Annotated in this window: 20 protein-coding genes and 1 pseudogene; 10 read left to right on the forward strand and 11 right to left on the reverse strand. The window is 55.8% G+C overall.

Annotation, left to right across the window (positions count from 1 at the left end):
• Positions 1-369: pseudogene (locus tag QZ725_RS10335) on the forward strand (4-amino-4-deoxy-L-arabinose transferase); the annotation flags it as partial.
• A 98-nt stretch (positions 370-467) separates the two neighbouring features.
• Here QZ725_RS10335 and pdxH read toward each other — a convergent pair.
• Complete coding sequence (pdxH, locus tag QZ725_RS10340; RefSeq protein ID WP_293779209.1) at positions 468-1103, reverse strand: pyridoxamine 5'-phosphate oxidase; 636 nt, start codon at positions 1101-1103, stop codon at positions 468-470.
• A gap of 256 nt (positions 1104-1359) precedes the next feature.
• On the opposite strand from pdxH, the gene tcdA reads away from it, so the two are divergent.
• On the forward strand, positions 1360-2232 hold the full coding sequence (tcdA, locus tag QZ725_RS10345; protein WP_293779211.1) for a tRNA cyclic N6-threonylcarbamoyladenosine(37) synthase TcdA: 873 nt from the start codon (positions 1360-1362) through the stop codon (positions 2230-2232).
• Positions 2233-2326: 94 nt separating this feature from the next.
• On the opposite strand, the gene msrA is transcribed toward tcdA, so the two are convergent.
• Both msrA and QZ725_RS10355 read right to left on the reverse strand, forming a co-directional pair.
• Positions 2327-2857, reverse strand: a complete 531-nt coding sequence (msrA, locus tag QZ725_RS10350) for a peptide-methionine (S)-S-oxide reductase MsrA (protein WP_293779213.1) — start codon at positions 2855-2857, stop codon at positions 2327-2329.
• An 84-nt stretch (positions 2858-2941) separates the two neighbouring features.
• Entirely contained in the window at positions 2942-3595 is a 654-nt protein-coding gene (locus tag QZ725_RS10355) for an AMP-binding protein (protein WP_293779215.1), read from the reverse strand.
• An 85-nt stretch (positions 3596-3680) separates the two neighbouring features.
• Between QZ725_RS10355 and QZ725_RS10360 the strand changes: the two genes are divergently transcribed.
• Positions 3681-4187: a flavin reductase family protein gene (locus tag QZ725_RS10360; protein ID WP_293779217.1), complete on the forward strand. Its 507-nt coding sequence runs from the start codon at positions 3681-3683 to the stop codon at positions 4185-4187.
• A 12-nt stretch (positions 4188-4199) separates the two neighbouring features.
• Here the strand turns inward: QZ725_RS10360 and QZ725_RS10365 are convergent, their stop codons facing one another.
• The 6 genes from QZ725_RS10365 to QZ725_RS10390 form a co-directional block, all read right to left on the reverse strand.
• Positions 4200-5219 (reverse strand): L-threonylcarbamoyladenylate synthase, encoded by a 1020-nt coding sequence (locus QZ725_RS10365; protein WP_293779243.1) that lies wholly within the window; start codon positions 5217-5219, stop codon positions 4200-4202.
• A 34-nt stretch (positions 5220-5253) separates the two neighbouring features.
• Positions 5254-6459: a 5-(carboxyamino)imidazole ribonucleotide synthase gene (locus QZ725_RS10370; protein ID WP_293779219.1), complete on the reverse strand. Its 1206-nt coding sequence runs from the start codon at positions 6457-6459 to the stop codon at positions 5254-5256.
• On the reverse strand, positions 6456-6959 hold the full coding sequence (gene purE / locus QZ725_RS10375) for a 5-(carboxyamino)imidazole ribonucleotide mutase (RefSeq protein WP_293779221.1): 504 nt from the start codon (positions 6957-6959) through the stop codon (positions 6456-6458). The genes QZ725_RS10370 and purE overlap by 4 nt, the downstream gene beginning before the upstream one ends.
• A gap of 10 nt (positions 6960-6969) precedes the next feature.
• Positions 6970-7857, reverse strand: coding sequence for a phosphoribosylaminoimidazolesuccinocarboxamide synthase (locus tag QZ725_RS10380; RefSeq protein WP_293779223.1), 888 nt, complete (start codon positions 7855-7857; stop codon positions 6970-6972).
• A gap of 141 nt (positions 7858-7998) precedes the next feature.
• Positions 7999-9063 (reverse strand): class II fructose-bisphosphate aldolase, encoded by a 1065-nt coding sequence (gene fba, locus QZ725_RS10385; RefSeq protein WP_293779225.1) that lies wholly within the window; start codon positions 9061-9063, stop codon positions 7999-8001.
• Between the two features lie 140 nt (positions 9064-9203).
• Positions 9204-10397, reverse strand: a complete 1194-nt coding sequence (locus tag QZ725_RS10390) for a phosphoglycerate kinase (RefSeq protein WP_293779227.1) — start codon at positions 10395-10397, stop codon at positions 9204-9206.
• 307 nt (positions 10398-10704) lie between these two features.
• Between QZ725_RS10390 and QZ725_RS10395 the strand changes: the two genes are divergently transcribed.
• The 6 genes from QZ725_RS10395 to QZ725_RS10420 all read left to right on the forward strand — a co-directional run bounded on the left by QZ725_RS10395 (position 10705) and on the right by QZ725_RS10420 (position 15154).
• Entirely contained in the window at positions 10705-11625 is a 921-nt protein-coding gene (locus QZ725_RS10395) for a branched-chain amino acid transaminase (protein ID WP_293779229.1), read from the forward strand.
• Positions 11626-11854: 229 nt separating this feature from the next.
• Positions 11855-12055 carry a zinc-finger domain-containing protein gene (locus QZ725_RS10400; protein WP_293779231.1) on the forward strand — a complete coding sequence of 67 codons (201 nt, stop codon included), beginning with the start codon at positions 11855-11857 and terminating at the stop codon, positions 12053-12055.
• A gap of 7 nt (positions 12056-12062) precedes the next feature.
• Complete coding sequence (locus QZ725_RS10405) at positions 12063-12494, forward strand: nuclear transport factor 2 family protein (protein WP_293779233.1); 432 nt, start codon at positions 12063-12065, stop codon at positions 12492-12494.
• A 193-nt stretch (positions 12495-12687) separates the two neighbouring features.
• On the forward strand, positions 12688-13647 hold the full coding sequence (locus QZ725_RS10410) for an alpha/beta fold hydrolase (protein ID WP_293779235.1): 960 nt from the start codon (positions 12688-12690) through the stop codon (positions 13645-13647).
• Positions 13648-13662: 15 nt separating this feature from the next.
• Entirely contained in the window at positions 13663-14292 is a 630-nt protein-coding gene (locus QZ725_RS10415) for a DUF2946 family protein (protein WP_293779237.1), read from the forward strand.
• A 145-nt stretch (positions 14293-14437) separates the two neighbouring features.
• Positions 14438-15154 (forward strand): tellurite resistance TerB family protein, encoded by a 717-nt coding sequence (locus tag QZ725_RS10420; protein ID WP_293779239.1) that lies wholly within the window; start codon positions 14438-14440, stop codon positions 15152-15154.
• Between the two features lie 198 nt (positions 15155-15352).
• On the opposite strand, the gene QZ725_RS10425 is transcribed toward QZ725_RS10420, so the two are convergent.
• Positions 15353-16819, reverse strand: a complete 1467-nt coding sequence (locus QZ725_RS10425) for a M48 family metalloprotease (protein ID WP_293779245.1) — start codon at positions 16817-16819, stop codon at positions 15353-15355.
• Positions 16820-16983: 164 nt separating this feature from the next.
• Here QZ725_RS10425 and moaC point away from each other — a divergent pair, with 164 nt between their 5' ends.
• On the forward strand, positions 16984-17496 hold the full coding sequence (moaC, locus tag QZ725_RS10430; protein ID WP_293779247.1) for a cyclic pyranopterin monophosphate synthase MoaC: 513 nt from the start codon (positions 16984-16986) through the stop codon (positions 17494-17496).
• Between the two features lie 24 nt (positions 17497-17520).
• Here the strand turns inward: moaC and QZ725_RS10435 are convergent, their stop codons facing one another.
• Positions 17521-18591 carry a hypothetical protein gene (locus QZ725_RS10435; RefSeq protein ID WP_293779241.1) on the reverse strand — a complete coding sequence of 357 codons (1071 nt, stop codon included), beginning with the start codon at positions 18589-18591 and terminating at the stop codon, positions 17521-17523.
• Positions 18592-18819 lie beyond the last annotated feature (228 nt).

Below are 18819 nucleotides of genomic sequence, written 5' to 3' on the forward strand. Positions count from 1 at the left end.
ACCAAACGCATGCAAGTGCCGCTGACCGTGATCGCCGCCGACACCTGGACTGGGGGCAACATCGCCACCCATATCGGTCGTCAGGTACACGTGCTGATCGATGGCGATTATCACAAGTCGCCGTGGATCAACGAAGACCTCGCCGAACAATGCGGCATGCTGGTCGCCATCAACCGCAGCGAAGACACGCCGGATCGGGTCGAGCCCGACACGCTGTCGCTGATGGCACAAGCGACCGAACACGGCGTGATTGAAATTCCGTGGACCAAAAAAGCCGGTGGCCCGACGGTTGCAATCGAATGGGGCATCATTCCACCGCGCGAAACCTGCCCTGCTTTGCCGCGTCAGGTCGCTAATCCGGCACCCTGAACGCCAGCACAAAAGAAAAAGCCGCATCGTCCATGACATGCGGCTTTTTACTTTTTTGGTTGGTACGCAAGAACTACGCACCAAGCCGAGGTCGATGATCAAGGCTGCAAACGCGTCCGTTGCCAACTGCCATCCGCTTGTCTTGTATAGGCAATGCGATCATGCAAACGCGATGCGCGCCCCTGCCAGAACTCGACATACTCGGGTTGCAAACGATAACCACCCCAATGCACAGGGCGCGGCGGCTGTTCGCCATATTGCGCTTCGATCTCGGCATAGCGCGCTTCAAGCGCCGCACGGTCCGCAACCTGATGGCTTTGTGCGGAGGCAATCGCACTCAACCGGCTCTTGAGTGGGCGGCTGTTGAAGTAGGCATCGCTCTCTTCTGCCGAGACCTTTTGCACCCTGCCCTCGATGCGCACTTGCCGTTCCAGTTCAAGCCAATGAAACAGCAACGCCGCATGCGGATTGGCTGCCAGTTCTTCCCCCTTGCGACTCTGATAATTGGTAAACCACGTGAACCCGCGCGCGTCGAAATCCTTGATCAGCAGAATGCGCGAAGATGGACGACCCTCTGCCGACACGGTTGATACGCCCATCGCATTCGGCTCGCGAATCTGCGCCTTCAACGCCTGTTCGAACCATGTGCCGAACTGCACGATCGGATCGGGATGGGTATCCGCCTCCGTCAAACTGGCTTGCGTGTAATCGGTTCTGATATCGGCAATCGACATGATTTCTCTTTCATCAACAGACATTTCGGACAAGGGTAATACGGCAATCAGGCAACGCCATCTTGTGCATATTCGTCTCTATTATCGCGGACAGGTGAACCGCTTGCTTGATCCATCGCAAATAGGACAAAACTGCGTGAATTGACAAGCGGATTGACGATGCTGCAGCACAGACTGACACCAAAAGCACCACACCCATTGCAAAAACCGTCTTGCGCCAAGCAAGGTGGCACATGGCTCCGTTAAAATGGCGGCCATGACCGATCTCTCCCTCCTTTCCACCGCATCCGATTCAGCACTCGACATTGATTTCGATCGTCGTTTCGGCGGCATCGCACGCCTGTATGGCAAGGATGCGCTGACTCGTTTTCGTCAGGCTCGCATCTGCGTGGTCGGCGTGGGCGGCGTCGGCTCGTGGGTGGTCGAGGCATTGGCCCGTAGCGCCATCGGCCACATCACGATGATCGATCTGGACAACGTGGCCGAATCCAACATCAACCGCCAGTTGCATGCTTTAAGCGATACGCTGGGCATGGCCAAGGTGACGGCATTGGCCGAACGCATCCAGCAAATCAATCCGACCTGCGTCGTCACGCAAATCGAGGATTTTCTGACGGCAGACAACCTCGATACGATGATCGGCACCGATCGCTTCGACTACATCATTGATGCCATCGACAATGTGCGCGCCAAGGTGGCGCTGATTGCGTATTGCCGCAAGAACGGCCTGAAGCTGGTGACGATAGGCGGCGCCGGCGGGCAAATCGATCCGACACGCATCGAAGTCATCGATCTCTGCCGTACCGAGCAAGAGCCGCTGCTGGCAAAGGTACGCAAACGTCTGCGTGCCGAACACGCCTTTCCACGTGGCACCAAGAACAAGTTCGGCATCGATGCCGTGTATTCGACGGAACCATTGCGTTTCCCAGAAAGCGAAGAAGCGAGTTGTGCCATCGATGCAGGCAGTGACGATAACGCAGGCATTACCGGCCTCAATTGTGCGGGCTTTGGTTCGGCGATGGTGGTGACGGCGTCGTTCGGTCTGGTAGCGGCTGCGCATGTGTTGCGCAAACTCGCGGCAGAACCCGGTATCAGCGCACATCCGCCTTCTCTTGATAAGGCTGCGTGATCGAGCTTGCACACATCCTTTTAGAAAAAAAGCGGCCAATAACGGCCGCTTTTTTTGCGATTGCCACATCAGCGGCTGAAGCACCCTGTTCTGATCAGCGTTTGATCTTTTCAGCAAACGTCTGACGGAACTTCGATACCTTTGGCGCAACGATGAAGGCGCAATAACCCTGCATCGGATTCTGGCGGAAGAAATTCTGATGGTAATCCTCGGCCTTATAAAACGTTTCGGCCGGACTCAGTTCGGTGACAATGGGCGCATCCCAGACATTCGCCATTTCCGAAATCACGTGACGCGCGGTGTCTTGCTGTTCGGGCGAATGGTAATAAATGACCGAACGATATTGCGTCCCGACGTCATTGCCCTGACGATTCAGGGTTGTCGGATCGTGGATCGTGAAAAACACTTCGAGAATTTCGCGAAAGCTCACGACGGCTGGATCAAACGTCAAGCGAACCACTTCGGCATGACCCGTATCGCCTTGGCAAATTTGCTCGTAAGTGGGATTGGGCACCTGACCGCCCGTGTAGCCGGACTCAACAGCGAGTACGCCATTGAGTTGTTGAAACACCGCTTCGGTACACCAAAAGCATCCACCACCCAGCGTTGCGATTTCCGTCGCCATCGATTGCTCCTTCATTGATCGTGAAGCCATTGTCACATGCATGCGGCGAATGCTCAATGCATGCGCACGCATTTGCTGAAGGTGTCAGCGGAAGGTGAGCGCATCACCGCGCATGAGCGCCGGAAATATCCGCGTGGCAAGCATGACGGGATCAAACAATTCCGCCTGCACGCTGGTGTCCGAATCGGCATTGGTGTTGTCCATCTGCATCAGCTGATGCAGGCTGTAGCTCCGCTCGACGAGACCACCCGACTGCCAGTCCAGATCAATCAGGCTTGGCAAGGCATCGTTCTCTTCCACCTCTTCATCGTAGTGGCAGCGTACCGACAGCAGATCGGGCAAGCTCGCCACCACGGGTGCCGCGAGACGTGCTGGCGGATGCAGGCCGTCATCATGCACGATTGCCTTGGGTTGATAATGCGCACCAATTTCTGTCGCATGCTCGCGCAAGGCGGCACGTTCCAGCGGCAACAGGCGTGCATTGCAACGTGCCACGGCAATGTAGAGAATCAAGGCATCGGGATGTGCATTGCCCCAGTAGACGATGCAGTCGCCCGACTGCACATGCCATTCGCCTTGCAGGCGTGCTGTAGCGCGTTCGATACGCGACCACAGGCGACGATAGGAAATGGCACGCCGCGACGAATCCGTGGCGATCTCCAGCGGCAAGCGTGCCGCCTGATGCCGTAACCGCGCAAACAGATCGGAGGCTGGATCAATATCGAGAGGATGATTCATGCAATCAAAAACGGAGGAAGTCGAAACGGTCTTGCCATCGCCGACAACTTTTTCGGCATAATGAACGAAAATTCATGAGTCATTGATGTCTATTTCTTCCAACAGCCCACCCTCTTCCGTCGATTCGCGCCACTTTCGTCAAGCGCTTTCCCAGTTTGCGACCGGCGTCACCATTATCACAACCAGACTGGACGATGGTCGATTTCTCGGCCTGACTGCCAGTTCGTTCAACTCTGTTTCGCTGACGCCGCCGCTGGTATTGTGGAGCCTCAATCAGCGCGCCAACAGCATGCCGGTTTTTTCCGGCAATTCGCACTACGTGATCAACATTCTGGCAGCCGACCAGGCCGAACTGGCCAACAAGTTTGCGCGTCCTGGCGAAGACCGCTTCAAGAATGTCGAATTCACGCTATCGCCAACCGGCCTGCCGATTCTGCAGGGCGTGGCGGCTTGGTTCGAATGCCATAACCGCAGCCGTTATCCTGAAGGCGATCATGTGATCTTCGTCGGTGAAGTCGAAGCATGCGACGTCAGCCCGAAAGAACCGCTGGTCTTCCACGGCGGCCGCTTCCTCTCGGCCTGGCAACCCTGAACGGACGATTCGTCAATCGGTTGTCAGCAAACGATCCAGAATGCCTGCCGAATCGTGCGCCGCACGGCGCAATCGATCATTGATGCCACGCCAGGCTTCATCGGCGGGCGGTGCTTCCACCACGATGACATCCGCTTTTTCCTGATCCATTGCGCGCAAGGCCGCATACAAATCATGCGCGTAAGCGGTAGCTTGCCGTGACAGCACGATAGTCGCCTTGGCAATCGCCTGCACATCGCCAAACTGCATCAACGCCACTTGCTTGCCTGCTTGCTGCAAACGTTGCAGTGCGGACAATAATCCTTCGCCTTCCAGCAACACGACCGGGGTTGAAGGCGCGTAATGCGCTTCCAGCGTACCGGAAGCCCGTGGTGCCTGTGCATCGGGCATCGCCGGTGCATAGCCGAGTACATTTTCCAGCGCCGCCAGATCAATGTGACCGGGACGCAGCAAAACGGCACGACCACGCGAGAGATCGACAATCGTCGATTCGATACCGACTTCACTTTGCTCGCCTTCGAGCACGCAACGCACCAGCGGATGTGCTGCGCCGAATTCATCACGCACATGCTGTGCGGTCGTCGGACTCACGTGACCAAAACGATTAGCCGATGGTGCAGCCACGCCACCCTTGCCCTCCTTGAAGCTACGCAGCAAGGCTTGCGCTACCGGATGGGAAGGACAACGAATGCCAATCGAATCCTGACCGCCAGATACAGTATCGGGGATATGTGCAGCGCGCTTGAGAATCAAGGTCAGGGGGCCGGGCCAGAACGCCTTGATGAGTTTTTGTGCGTCGTCGGGAATCTCACTGACCCAATACGACAGATCGGCCTCGGGCGCGATATGCACGATGACCGGATGATTGGATGGTCGCCCCTTGGCTTCATAGATGTACGTGACGGCGCACGGATTCTCGGCATCGGCACCAAGGCCGTAGACGGTCTCGGTCGGAAACGCGACCAGCTCGCCACGTTCCAGCCGACGCGCCGCATCGCGGATCGTCGGCCAGTCGAGTTGATCGTCCTTCATCACCACAATATGTAGATCGCTTGATCGAGGAATATCAAGGCGCAATGCCGAGAATCGCACAGGCATTGTTCAGATTGGCCTGCGCTTCTTCCATCGTCGGCGCGATGAAGGTCACGTGCCCCATCTTGCGGGCGCGACGGGCGACATCCTTGCCATACAGATGCAGATTGGCACCCGGGATGGCGAGTACCTTGTCCCAAGCAGGTTCGCGTGGCGCGCTCGTCTTGTCATCGGCACCCGGTTCGAACCAGATATCGCCGAGGATGTTGAGCATCGCTGCCGGCGAATGCTGACGCACATCGCCAAGCGGCAAACGCGCCATCGCACGCACCTGCTGCGCAAACTGGCTGGTCACACACGCATCGATTGTGTAGTGACCGCTGTTGTGTGGCCGCGGTGCCATCTCGTTGACCACGACTGAACCATCAGTCAGCACGAAGAACTCGATGCACAACACGCCGACGTAACCGAGTTGTTCGATGACAGCGAGCGTGGCGGCCTGCGCTTTAGCGGCGGCATCCTTGCCAATGTGTGGACCCGGCACCATCGTCGTGAACAGAATCCCGTCACGATGCACGTTCTCGGCAATCGGATAGACAACTGCCTGACCATCGGCTCCGCGTGCGGCAAGCACCGAAATTTCATACGCCAGCGGCAGCATTTTTTCGAGCACACAGACGACGCCATTCATCGCGGCAAAGGCATCGCGCACTTCTTCACGCGTCTTCACACGCACCTGCCCTTTGCCATCGTAACCAAGGCGGGCCGTCTTCAAAATGCCGGGCAGGAGATCGTCAGGAATCTGGTCGATATCCGCTGCCGTCTTGATTTCCTTATGCGCAGCCGGGAAAACACCGGAGGTCGTCGCGCATTCGACGAAGAATCGCTTTTCGGCCAGACGGTCCTGCGCCACCGCCACGCATTCACCGGCCGGTGCCACAAAGGCTTTCTCGGCCAGATACGACAGGCTTTGCGCCGACACGTTTTCAAATTCGGTAGTCACGGCCACACACTGCGCGGCCAGGCGATTCAGTCCATCGCTATCCGTATACCCTGCCGACAGCAACTGATCGGCGACCTGCCCTGCCGGACAATCGAGTGCCGGTTCCAGCACAGCGACCTTGAAACCCATTTTCTGCGCAGCATGCGCGAACATACGGCCAAGCTGGCCGCCGCCCATGACACCCAGCCACGTGGCAGGCGATGCGGAAGGTTTGAATGGAGAAGAAGACTGGCTCATACGGGCAAACTCATTTCTACGGCAATTTGGGTCTGGCGGGCGCGGAAGGCTTCAAGCTTTTCCGCCAACGCATCATCAGTGGTAGCCAGAAGCGCAATCACGGCCAATGCCGCATTCGCTGCGCCGGCTTCGCCAATGGCGAATGTGGAAACTGGAATGCCCTTCGGCATTTGCACGATCGACAGCAGCGAATCTTCGCCACGCAAGTATTTGGACGGCACCGGCACGCCCATGACAGGCACGATAGTTTTCGCAGCAATCATGCCGGGCAGATGCGCAGCACCGCCAGCACCGGCGATGATGGCGCGCAAACCGCGACCCCGCGCCGCTTCCGCATACGCAAACATCTGGTCTGGCATGCGATGCGCCGAGACGACTTGCGCCTCATGCGCCACGCCGAATTCCTTGAGAATCGCCACGGCATTCTGCATTACGTCCCAGTCGGACGACGAGCCCATGACCACGCCAACCAGCGGTTGACCTGCATTGGTTTCTGCCATGTTTGCCTCCTTATTCCTGGCCCGTCAGACGCGTCAGCGCCTCACGGTATTTGGCACCGGTTTTCTCGATCACATCGGCAGGCAGCGTCGGTGCCGGCGCGACTTTCTTCCATTCGGTCAGCGTTTCAAGATAATCGCGCACGAACTGCTTGTCGAACGATGGTGGCGAGATGCCGGTTGCATACGAATCGGCCGGCCAGAAGCGCGAGGAATCGGCCGTCAGCACTTCGTCCATCAGATGCAGCGTGCCATCCTTGTCGAGGCCGAATTCGAATTTGGTATCGGCGATGATGATGCCCTTGGTCGCTGCGTAATCGGCTGCGGTCTTGTACAGCTGGATGCTGATATCGCGCATCTTCGCGGCCAGTTCCTTGCCAATGCGCTTTTCCATCTCTTCGAAAGAAATGTTTTCGTCATGCTCACCCAGATCGGCCTTCGCTGCCGGCGTGAAAATCGGCTCGGCCAGTTTTTCCGCCTGCTGCAGACCGGCCGGCAATTGCACGCCGCAGACCGCACCTGTCTTCTTGTAATCGCTCCAGCCCGACCCGATCAGGTAACCGCGTACCACGGCTTCCACCAGAATCGGTTGCAAGCGCTTGGCAACCACGGCACGGCCCTTGACCTGCTCGACCTCATCCGCCGCCACCACGCTTTCAGGGGCAACGCCCGTCAGATGATTCGGCACGATGTCTTTGAGCTTCTCGAACCAGAAATCCGACATACGATTGAGCACCACGCCCTTTTCCGGAATCGGCTCATTCATCACGACGTCGAAAGCCGACAGACGGTCACTGGTCACGATCAGGATCTTGTCGTCGCCGACTGCGTAATTGTCGCGAACCTTGCCGCGTCCCAGCAATGGCAGGGAGGTGATGGTGGATTGATACAGAGTGGTCATGACATTTCCATAAATATCAACGGCGACCCGAAAGGATCGCCGTGTGGTTTGCAGCCGTGTCTGGCACCGGTTACCTGCGCCGGCTTGCACATCTAGCCCCGCATTATCGCAGTTTTGACGCGCAGTTTACCTAAAAAGCGCTTACTGGACGATTTGTGCCAGCTCACCCTTTTTGTAACGCTCTGCCATCTTGTCGAGTGCAATCGGCTTGATCTTGGCAGCCTGACCTTCGCAGCCGAAGGCGATAAAGCGGGCCTTGCAGACTTCCTTAGCAGCCGCTTTGGCTGGTTTCAGGTAATCGCGTGGATCGAATTTCGATGGATTTTCCATCAAATACCGACGGATCGCACCCGTCATTGCCAAACGGATATCGGTATCGATATTGATCTTGCGCACGCCATTCTTGATGCCTTCCTGGATTTCTTCAACTGGCACGCCGTAGGTTTCCTTCATGTCACCACCGAATTCGCGGATCTCAGCCAGCAGTTCCTGCGGCACCGAAGACGAACCGTGCATGACGAGGTGGGTATTCGGAATACGCTGATGGATCTCGCGGATGCGGTCAATGGCGAGGATATCGCCCGTCGGCTTTTTCGTGAACTTGTACGCGCCATGCGAAGTTCCGATGGCGATCGCCAATGCATCGCATTGCGTCTGCTTGACGAAATCGGCTGCCTGCTCGACGTCCGTCAGCAGTTGTTCGCGTGTCATCTTGCCGTCGGCGCCGTGGCCATCCTCCTTGTCACCCATCATGGTTTCCAGAGAACCCAGCACGCCGAGTTCCGCTTCCACCGTTACGCCGATCGCGTGCGAAAACTCGACAACCTTGCGCGACACTTCCACATTGTATTCATAGCTGGCAACCGATTTGCCATCGGCGTTGAGCGAGCCGTCCATCATCACCGACGAAAAGCCCGAACGAATCGCCGCCATGCAGACTGCTGGCGACTGGCCGTGATCCTGATGCATGACGACCGGGATGTGCGGATAGGCTTCGACTGCCGCCAGAATCAGGTGGCGCAGGAAAGGCTCACCGGCATATTTGCGGGCGCCGGCCGAGGCTTGCATGATGACTGGCGCGCCGACTTCGTCCGCCGCTTCCATGATGGCGCACACCTGTTCCAGATTGTTGACGTTGAAAGCCGGCAGGCCATAGCCGTTTTCGGCGGCGTGATCGAGCAATTGACGCAGGGATACGAGTGCCATGTGAATCTCCGATATGAATGAGTGTCGTTGCGAACGGACTTGCCGTTCCTTCTTCTGTCGGGGCCCGCAGGCCGCCGCTTTTAATTAATGAGATCGATCCAATGGGATCGACGTCGATTTTGTTTCTATCGTTGCAGCACTCAACCTTGCGCGCGCTGCACCAGAATCTCCACCGCCGGCAATGTCTTACCTTCGAGGAATTCGAGGAAAGCGCCACCACCTGTCGAGATGTAGCCCACACGATCAGCAATCTTGTATTTGGCAATTGCCGCCAGCGTGTCACCGCCACCCGCAACCGAGAAAGCCTTCGATTCGGCAATCGCGTGCGCCAGCGTCTTGGTGCCTTCGGCAAACTGATCGAACTCGAAAACGCCGACCGGACCATTCCAGACGATGGTACCGGCTGAAACGAGTTGTTGCGCCAGTGTCGCGGCAGTCTTGGGGCCGATATCGAGAATCATGTCGTCGTCAGCCACTTCGGCCACCGCCTTGACGGTTGCTACTGCCGTCGCCGAAAACTCTTTCGCGCACACGACATCCACTGGGATCGGTACGGATGCACCACGCGCCGCCATCATCTCGATGATGACCTTGGCATCGCCAACCAGATCAGGCTCGGCAAGCGACTTGCCGATCTTCAGACCGGCCGCCAGCATGAAAGTATTGGCAATGCCGCCACCCACGATAAGATTATCCACCTTGTCGGCCAAGGTCTTGAGGATCGTCAGCTTGGTCGAGACCTTGGAACCGGCGACGATGGCAACCAGCGGCTTGGCCGGCTGAAACAAGGCTTTGCCCAAGGCATCGAGTTCGGCAGCCAGCAACGGACCCGCGCAGGCAATGGGCGCGAAACGTGCAATGCCGTGTGTAGTCGCTTCGGCCCGATGCGCCGTACCGAATGCATCGTTGACGTAGATGTCGCACAGCGCTGCCATCTTCTTCGACAACGCTTCGTCGTTCTTTTTCTCGCCCTTATTGACGCGGCAGTTTTCCAGCAACACGACCTGCCCGGGGGCAACCTCGACACCATCGACCCAGTTGTGACGCAACTCGACACGGCAATCGAGCAATTCGCCGAGGCGGGTTGCAATCGGTGCAAGGCTGTCGGCAGCGGTGAGTTCGCCTTCGGTCGGGCGACCGAGATGAGAGGTCACCATAACGGCTGCACCTGCTTCGAGTGCAGCGCGGATGGCCGGAACGGAAGCGCGAATCCGCGTATCTTCTGTGATATTGCCGCTATCGTCCTGCGGTACGTTGAGATCGGCGCGAATGAAGACGCGCTTGCCTTGCAGCTCCCCTTGCGCGATCAGATCGCTCAATCGTTTGAATTGCATGTGCGGTACTTTGCTGAATTGAAAGAAAGTTGGCTATTTTACCCCAGCCGACCACGGCGAAATGCCGTTGCGGTGGTGCTTGCAGGCGGAATTGCCCGCAAAAATCGTCTATTAGAAGGCTGACAACCCAATAGATTCCATTGGAAGGCAAAAAAGTTATCTTTTGATTATTTGTTGCATAAATGAAACGCGCCATAAGCGGCCATAGCATCCTCTGGATAGCGCTTTCACGGCCGCAGCCAAGGCAGCAAACGCGTCGAATCCGCTAAAATCACGGTTTTGCAAAACATTACTTGGAGAACCTCCCATGTCGATGTCGGATCGCGACGGAAAAATTTGGAAAGACGGCCAACTGATTGACTGGCGCGATGCAACCATCCACGTCCTCACCCATACCTTGCATTACGGCATGGGCGTATTTGAAGGCGTGCGCGCCTATAAAACCGACAAGGGCACGGCGATTTTCCGTCTGAAGGAACATACGCAGCGCCTGTTCAACTCGGCCAAGATTTTCCAGCTCACGATTCCGTTCGATCAGGCAACCATCGCGCAAGCGCAAATCGACGTCATCCGCGAAAACAAGCTGGAATCCGGCTACATTCGCCCACTGGTCTGGATCGGCAGCGAAAAGCTCGGCATTTCGGCCAAGGGCAATACGATTCATGTCGCCGTCGCCGCCTGGCCTTGGGGTGCGTATCTGGGCGAAGATGGCTTGAACAAAGGCATTCGCGTCAAGACCTCTTCCTACACGCGACATCACGTGAACGTATCGCTAGTGCGCGCCAAGGCATCGGGGTACTACATCAATTCCATCCTCGCCAATCAGGAAGCGCTGGCCGACGGCTACGATGAAGCCCTGCTGCTGGATACCGACGGCTATGTGTCCGAAGGCTCGGGCGAAAACGTCTTTATCGTCAAGAACGGCAAGCTGTACACGCCAGACCTCGCCTCCTGCCTTGATGGCATCACGCGCGATGCGGTGCTGACGATGGCGCGTGACCTCGGCATCGACGTCATCGAAAAACGCATCACACGCGACGAAATGTACTGCGCCGACGAAGCCTTCTTCACGGGCACAGCCGCCGAAGTCACGCCGATTCGCGAATTGGATAACCGCCAGATCGGTGATGGCACTCGCGGCCCGATCACGACGCGCCTGCAATCGCTGTTTTTCGATGTGGTAGCAGGCCGCGCCCCGCAATACAGCCACTGGCTTACCATCGTCTGACAGCGACGGACAAACCTTTGACATCGTTGCGTGCGTCTTACGCTACGTGCATAACGACACATAATGTAGCGTCCGGCCAGAAACGCTTAACCGATTTTTATCAGTCGCACCAAACGCATTGCGCGATTATCAGCGGCGCGACAGGCAGCCTGATTTCGCTGGCATAACCGGCTGCCTGCACTTATCATTCGAGCATTCTTTGAACAGCAACTGCATTACGGAGATAGACATGACAGCAGTACCGCAAAACAACGCGTCCGCAATCGAACTCGACGGCCACGACCTGCCGGCCTATTGCCCTAACCCTGCTATGACCTCGTGGAGTTCGCATCCACGCGTTTTCCTAGAAATGTCGCACGGTGAGGCAAAATGCCCATACTGCGGCACGCAATACCGCCTGAAACCAGGCGCTGTCGTTCACGGCCACTGATCACACCATGCCCAAAGCCCGCAAGCAGTTCGGTTCGGTCGACGATATCGAACACGCGTTCTACGATGCGATCGGCCGCGCCGATCTCGATGCCTTGATGGAACTGTGGGCCGACGATGAGGAAATCGTCTGCATTCACCCGGACGGCACACGCCTGATTGGCTTTGCAGCGATTCGCGCCTCGTGGGCAGACATCTTCGCAACGGGCGGCGTGCATATTCATCCGGTGCAACTGCACGCCTCGCAGAACATGATGAGTGCCGTGCATAACCTGATCGAGGAAGTCAGCTCGCCCGAAGGTGTGCAACGCGACGTACACATCGTTGCAACCAATGTCTATGTGAAGACGCCGGCGGGCTGGCGTATCGTGGTACACCACGCTTCGGCTGCGCCGGGCAAGCACGATGTACAGAAGGTTTCCACGACCATTCTGCACTAAGCGAGACGAACGCAACCCTTTTGCTGAGGTGCGGCGGCTTACCCTATTAAAGGTATTGTGTGCGACGCAGCGCCTCGCCAGAATCGCTTTGCCGAGCGTTGTTAGTCATCTACGCAAGTGGAAACAGTAGAGAGTCAACCGCAACGGCGAGACATTTTTCTCTCGCCTTTTCTTTTTCTTCCAGCGTATCGCCATGTCTTATGCTGCGCCCTGGTGGCTGCCCGGCGGCCATCTTCAAACCATCTATCCGGCCAAGTGCATCAGCAAGCCGGAAGTCCTGTATCGACGCGAACGCTGGCATACGCCGGATCAAGATTTCATCGATCTGGATTTCGTCGATAGCAGCGAGACAGACAAACCCTTTCTCGTTCTGTTTCATGGATTGGAAGGTTCCTCCAACAGCCACTACGCCCGCGCCCTGATGGCACATATTCACGCGCTCGACTGGTCTGGCGTGGTCGTGCATTTTCGTGGCTGCTCGGGCGAGATCAATCACGCACCGCGCTTTTACCATTCGGGCGATGCGCAGGAAATCGACTGGATTTTGCGGCGGCTGGCTCCACAGGCGCGTGCCCGAGCTTGCTCGCACGTCTACACCGTCGGCGTATCGCTGGGCGGTAATGCCCTGCTGCGCTGGCTTGGTGAATCGCAGCATGAAGCGGAAATCGTCGATGCGGCCTGTGCCATTTCCGCACCGCTCGATCTGGCAGGTGGCGGCGTTGCCTTGTCGCGCGGCTTCAACATGGTTTACACACGCATGTTCCTCAAGACCTTGCGCATCAAGAGTCAGGCAAAGCTCGCACAGTTTCCCGGCCTGTTCGATGTCGATGCCATGCTGCGCTCGCGCGATCTCTACGCGTTCGATAACGTCGTGACGGCACCGCTGCACGGTTATCGCGATACCGATGATTATTACCATCGCGCCAGCGCCCGCCATGTGTTGCCGGATATCACCGTGCCCAGCCTAGTACTCAACGCGCGCAATGATCCCTTCCTGCCGTACGAATACCTGCCGACCGACGCCTCGACGCAGGTCACGCTGGAATATCCTGAAGAAGGCGGGCATGTCGGCTTCGCGACCACACCTTTTCCCGGCCGATTGAACTGGCTGCCACAGCGCATCGTCGAATTCCTGCAAAGTACCAGTCACTGATCTTCAGGAGAGCGCATGGATGCCATCGTCGAACAAGCCCTCGCCAAATGGCCGAATGTGCCGCACTGCTACGGCTGGCTGGCGCTCGATGCACGTGGCAACTGGCGCATGCGCGACGAACAGGCGCAACAACAAGATCTGTCTGGCGATCGCATCCATGCACCGATGCTGCGCGGCTTCATCGAACGCAATTACACGCATGATGAACATGGCCAGTGGTTTTTCCAGAACGGCCCGCAGCGGGTGTATGTGAATCTGGAAATCGCACCATTCGTCGCCCGTACCGATCCTGAACACGGTTTTGTACTGCAAACCGGTCAAGCCATGACTACACTACGTACGGTATGGCTCAGCGATACCGGACGGCTTTTTCTGGAAGGCGAAGGCGTCGCTCCCGTCGCCGTCCTCGACGATCGCGACATGGCCGCATGCCTGCCGAGCCTGATGGATGCCGGCACAACCGTTACGGAAATGCACTTGATGCAATGGCTGGAAAGCAAGGGGCAAGATCGTACGCTGCACCTTGCTTATCAGTCGCCTGCATTGTCCTTGCAAACGTTGCCTGTACATTTCGTCGACGAGAGCAATCTCGAAGCGCAATTCCACTTCGTCAAGCAACCGCGCCTCAGAAAAAACAATTCCTGACTGCGTACGCCAGCTTCGGACGCATTGGTAACCGCTTAACACATACGCATCTGCCAAAGAAAAACGAGGTGCAACGCTCCTTGCCAACGGAACCAACGGTATTTCAATGGGTCGATGAGCATGTCCCCATTAGCGGAGCAGCCCCTTGAGCACACGACAAATACTCGATCAATTGCTGCGATCCGGCCAGGATCTGGTCAAGCAATTCGGCAATCAAGCGCAACCCCATCGCAATAGTGCAGGCACGGCGAATGAAACCAATAATCTGTCGTCGCTGCTATCGGGATTTGGCGGCGGCGCATTGAGTAGCGGCGCCCTGGCCATGTTGTTGAGTAACAAGAAAGCACGCAAGATCGGCGGCAATCTGGCGTTATACGGTGGCATGGCGGCATTAGGCGCACTCGCTTACAAAGCCTATGGCGACTGGCAACGCAACCAGCAGCCGGCCCCTTCCGATGGAGCACCCGCACTCGCAGAACCACGCACGCTAGATCGCCTGCCTGCGGCGGAGGCCGATGAGCATAGCGCCGCGATTCTGACTGCCATGATCGGCGCGGCAAAGGCCGATGGACATATCGGCGAAGAAGAAACACGCTTGCTGGAGCAGGAAATGAGTCGACTGGCCGGCGATGCACACGACAGGCAATGGCTGCACGATGAATTGCATCGCCCGCTCGATCCGGCGGCTGTTGCCAGCGAAGCACGCACGCCGGAAATGGCTGCCGAAATGTATCTCGCCAGTTTGCTGGTCGTGGATGATCAAAGTTTCATGGAGCGCGCGTATCTGGATGAACTGGCGCGTCAGTTGAAACTGCCGCCCGATCTGAAAAGCAAACTGGAACAGCAGATTCAAGCCATGTGAGTTATTGCCGACTTTGGTATTAATGCGGCTTGCTGCTGTTATTCCACAGAACCACGCGTACACGCACGAGCGTCATGCCCTTGAGTGATACAAGATAGAACGTATTTTTTATTATTTATTCAACTGCAATTCCATGAAAAACGCCGCAACGTGTGATGACGTAGCGGCGTTTTTTTATTTGCACTAAACCCGGACAACTTACGAACGTTCTTTCTCCTGCTTGAGCTCTTCTAGCCGCTGTGCCTTCATCTCGCGCTCACGCGAATCGATGATCGACTGATCGTAAAATGTCGCATCCGGTGCGCGTCGCGCAATCCCCAACTGATCGAGTGCCGCTGGCAAACTGCCACGCAGCGCATAGGCTTCTGCCAGTGCCAGATGCTGCAGGGCCTGCTTGCCCTGATCGGCATAGGCACGCGCCAGCCGATCATGCAACTGTGGCTCACTGCGATACAGAGTGACCTGATCGCGCAAGAAACGCACGGCATCATCCGCACGCTGCGAAGCCAGCAAGGCATCGACATACTGCAATGCAATTCCGCGCGAAAGCGGGAATTGACGGCGCGCGATTTCCGCTTCCTCTACCGCAGCAGTATTCTGATGTGCTGCCAGCCGCACCTCGATCGCCAGATTCGCCAGTGCCGCGACACCTTTCTTTGGTGCGCCTTCCTTGGCTGCAGCACGTGCCTTGTCGAGATAGGTTTCGGCTTTCGACGGATTACCCTGTCGCAACGCCACAACGGCCAAACCATAATTGCCCGCTACCAATGCCGGACGTGTTTTTTGCTCAACCTGACGCTTGAATGACTCCTCGGCATCCAGCAAGCCCTGCGCAGAATTGGTTTGCAAGATACGTACACGCGCCTGTATCACGGGAAAATCGAGACTGTCGGCGCGTTGCCGATAACGCAAATCACGCGTACGCGCCTCGATATCGGCGATACGTTCGGATGTCAGCGGGTGCGAACGCAAATAAGCCGGCAGCGTATCGTTATAGCCACGTGATGCCTGTTGCAGGCGCCCGAAGAATTGGATCATGCCTGCAGTTTCGTAACCCGCATCGCGCAAGATATCGACGCCGATACGATCGGCCTCACGCTCGGCCTCGCGACTGAAATTCAGTTGCCGCTGCATCGCCAAACCCTGGCTACCCATCATGATGCCGATGCCCGCATCGGGACTGGCAGTGGCCGTCAGCGCGCCGAGAATCATGCCCGCCAGCGGGATCAGCATGTCCTGCCGCTGCTTGCCCAGCATGCGCGCAATGTGGCGTTGCGCCACGTGACCGATTTCATGCGCCATCACCGAAGCCAGTTCCGATTCATTCTGCGCGGCCAGAATCAGACCCGAATGCGCACCGATGAAACCGCCGGGCAAGGCAAACGCATTGAGCATCGGATCGCGCACAACGAAAAAGAAATAATCGTATTGCGCCTCGCCACGCGCATCAGGCCGCGCGGCCAGCAAAGTCGCACCGAGATTGTTTAGGTACTCCTGTGTGGGAGCATCATCGAGATAATCGCGATTGCGGCGAATCTGCCGCATGATCTGCTCACCCAGCTTCCGTTCCATGATGGGTGATAACTCTTCGCGCTCGGTATCACCGAGATTCGGCAAACCTTGCGCATGGGCAGGTACTGCCGCAAAGTGCCACAGGCCGACCAACAAAAAGAGGAAAAGAAATCGGTGAACGACAACGGCCAAGCAAGCCGCCTGCACCATCAAACCGGATGAACGGGAAACCCACCGACGAGAAGAGAAAAAGGGATGCGCTTTCACGGTGCTATGATACCCGCTCACTGCAATCGTTCACCTTTTTGCCACACCTCATGACTTCGCCACAAGATCCAGCAGCCAACGACGGCCTCACCCATTTCGACGCAACCGGCCAGGCCCACATGGTAGATGTAGGCGCCAAAAATGACACGCACCGCGTCGCCGTTGCCAGCGGCACCATCCGTATGAAACCGGAAACGCTCGCCATCATCGAGTCCGGCACGGCAAAAAAAGGCGACGTCCTCGGCATCGCCCGCATCGCCGCCATCATGGCCGCCAAACGCACCAGCGATCTGATCCCGCTTTGCCACCCGCTCGCGCTGACACGCGTTACCGTAGATTTCGCAATTGATGCAGAAAATGCCAGCGTGGATTGCACCGCTCAGGTCGAAACCTATGGCAAAACCGGCGTGGAAATGGAAGCGCTGACCGCCGTCCAAGTCGGGTTACTGACGATCTACGACATGTGCAAGGCCGTCGATCGCGGGATGGTGATGACGGATGTGCGGGTGCGGGAGAAGCATGGCGGTAAATCGGGAGATTGGAGCGACGGAAATACCAAATAAAAAATGCCTCAGCTGAGGCATTTTTTATTGACGATTGAAGAGATGAGATTGTATATCAGGGTTACCTCGACGCCACATAACCGTATCCAGTGCGTAGTGGTGCACATTAATAAATATCCAAAATATATATAAAAACAAATAATCTCCGAAAATATCTTTTGCATAGCTCACATTTGCATTGAGCCACTCGGGGAAAAACCAGAATCCTGCATACCCCAAGCCAAACCCTATCACACCGAAAAAAACAAACTTTAAAGATGGCCGCACCCGAGAAACCATCGACCTATTTCGATTCAATTCATATCGCCAAACAACAGCCATATATTGCAACGAATGAAAAAATGGGATCCAAAGCAAGACCAGTGGATCTCTAATTAACAGCCACGCATAAAGGCTCACGCCGTATGCCAACAAACCATTCCATGCAATTTTGTTTTTCTCAATAATTTTTTTTCTTAATGCCACATACGCTTTTAGTGCAGTAAATATGCAAATTCCTATTGAGGCCAGAAGTATCGCTTCCGACACGGGAAATACAAAATACTCTATTCCATAATATTTTGAATTCACCATCCCCATGGAATAGTTCACCAAAAGATATGCCAAGCCCCACACGGCATAAGCATTATGCAACAAGCATTTCTTCTCGTACTCCGAATAGAATCGTTGCTTCAAAGCGGCATCAACCATAGCCATACCATATCCTTGCTTCACATAGTGCCAACCGACAAGAAAAAACATTAGATTAGCTGCCAAACCAAGAGCAAGCAAAGATTGAAAATAAATAGATGCTACGAAATAAAATAACAACGCAAGTGGAACAATAATTCCAGAAAAAATATACCTCAATCTCAAATTGAGCGGATACTCCACAATCTTTTTATTAAAATTTCTATAAAATATTTGATACGAATGGGCAAAATGAGGATGGTTAATTATATTCGCCAAAAATAGCGTGGCAGTAAAAGATAATGCCAGTTCAGCGCCGTTAAAAATCAACTTCAAACATAAAAGAACAATAAGCGAACCGCCCCCTAATAACAAAAAATCAATCACGGGGCTGAAGAGATACATTTTTTTTGTCGTATGCGGCATATAGTTTTCTATGCTTTCATCTAATGACAAATAAAAAAAGAGACTGTCGAAACAGTCTCTTTATTCAAAACCAAAATTATTAAGGCGTTGCTGGTGCTGGTGCTGGTGCTGGTGCTGGGCCAGCTCCTGCTGCGGCAACACTATTTTTGGTAATCACATCACTAAAGGTCGTATTCGTCACATTAGTGGTTATAGTCCAAGTGACACTTGTGGTTCCAGAGTTTGGCG

Source organism: uncultured Oxalicibacterium sp., from assembly GCF_913776015.1.
Lineage (GTDB): Bacteria > Pseudomonadota > Gammaproteobacteria > Burkholderiales > Burkholderiaceae_D > Oxalicibacterium.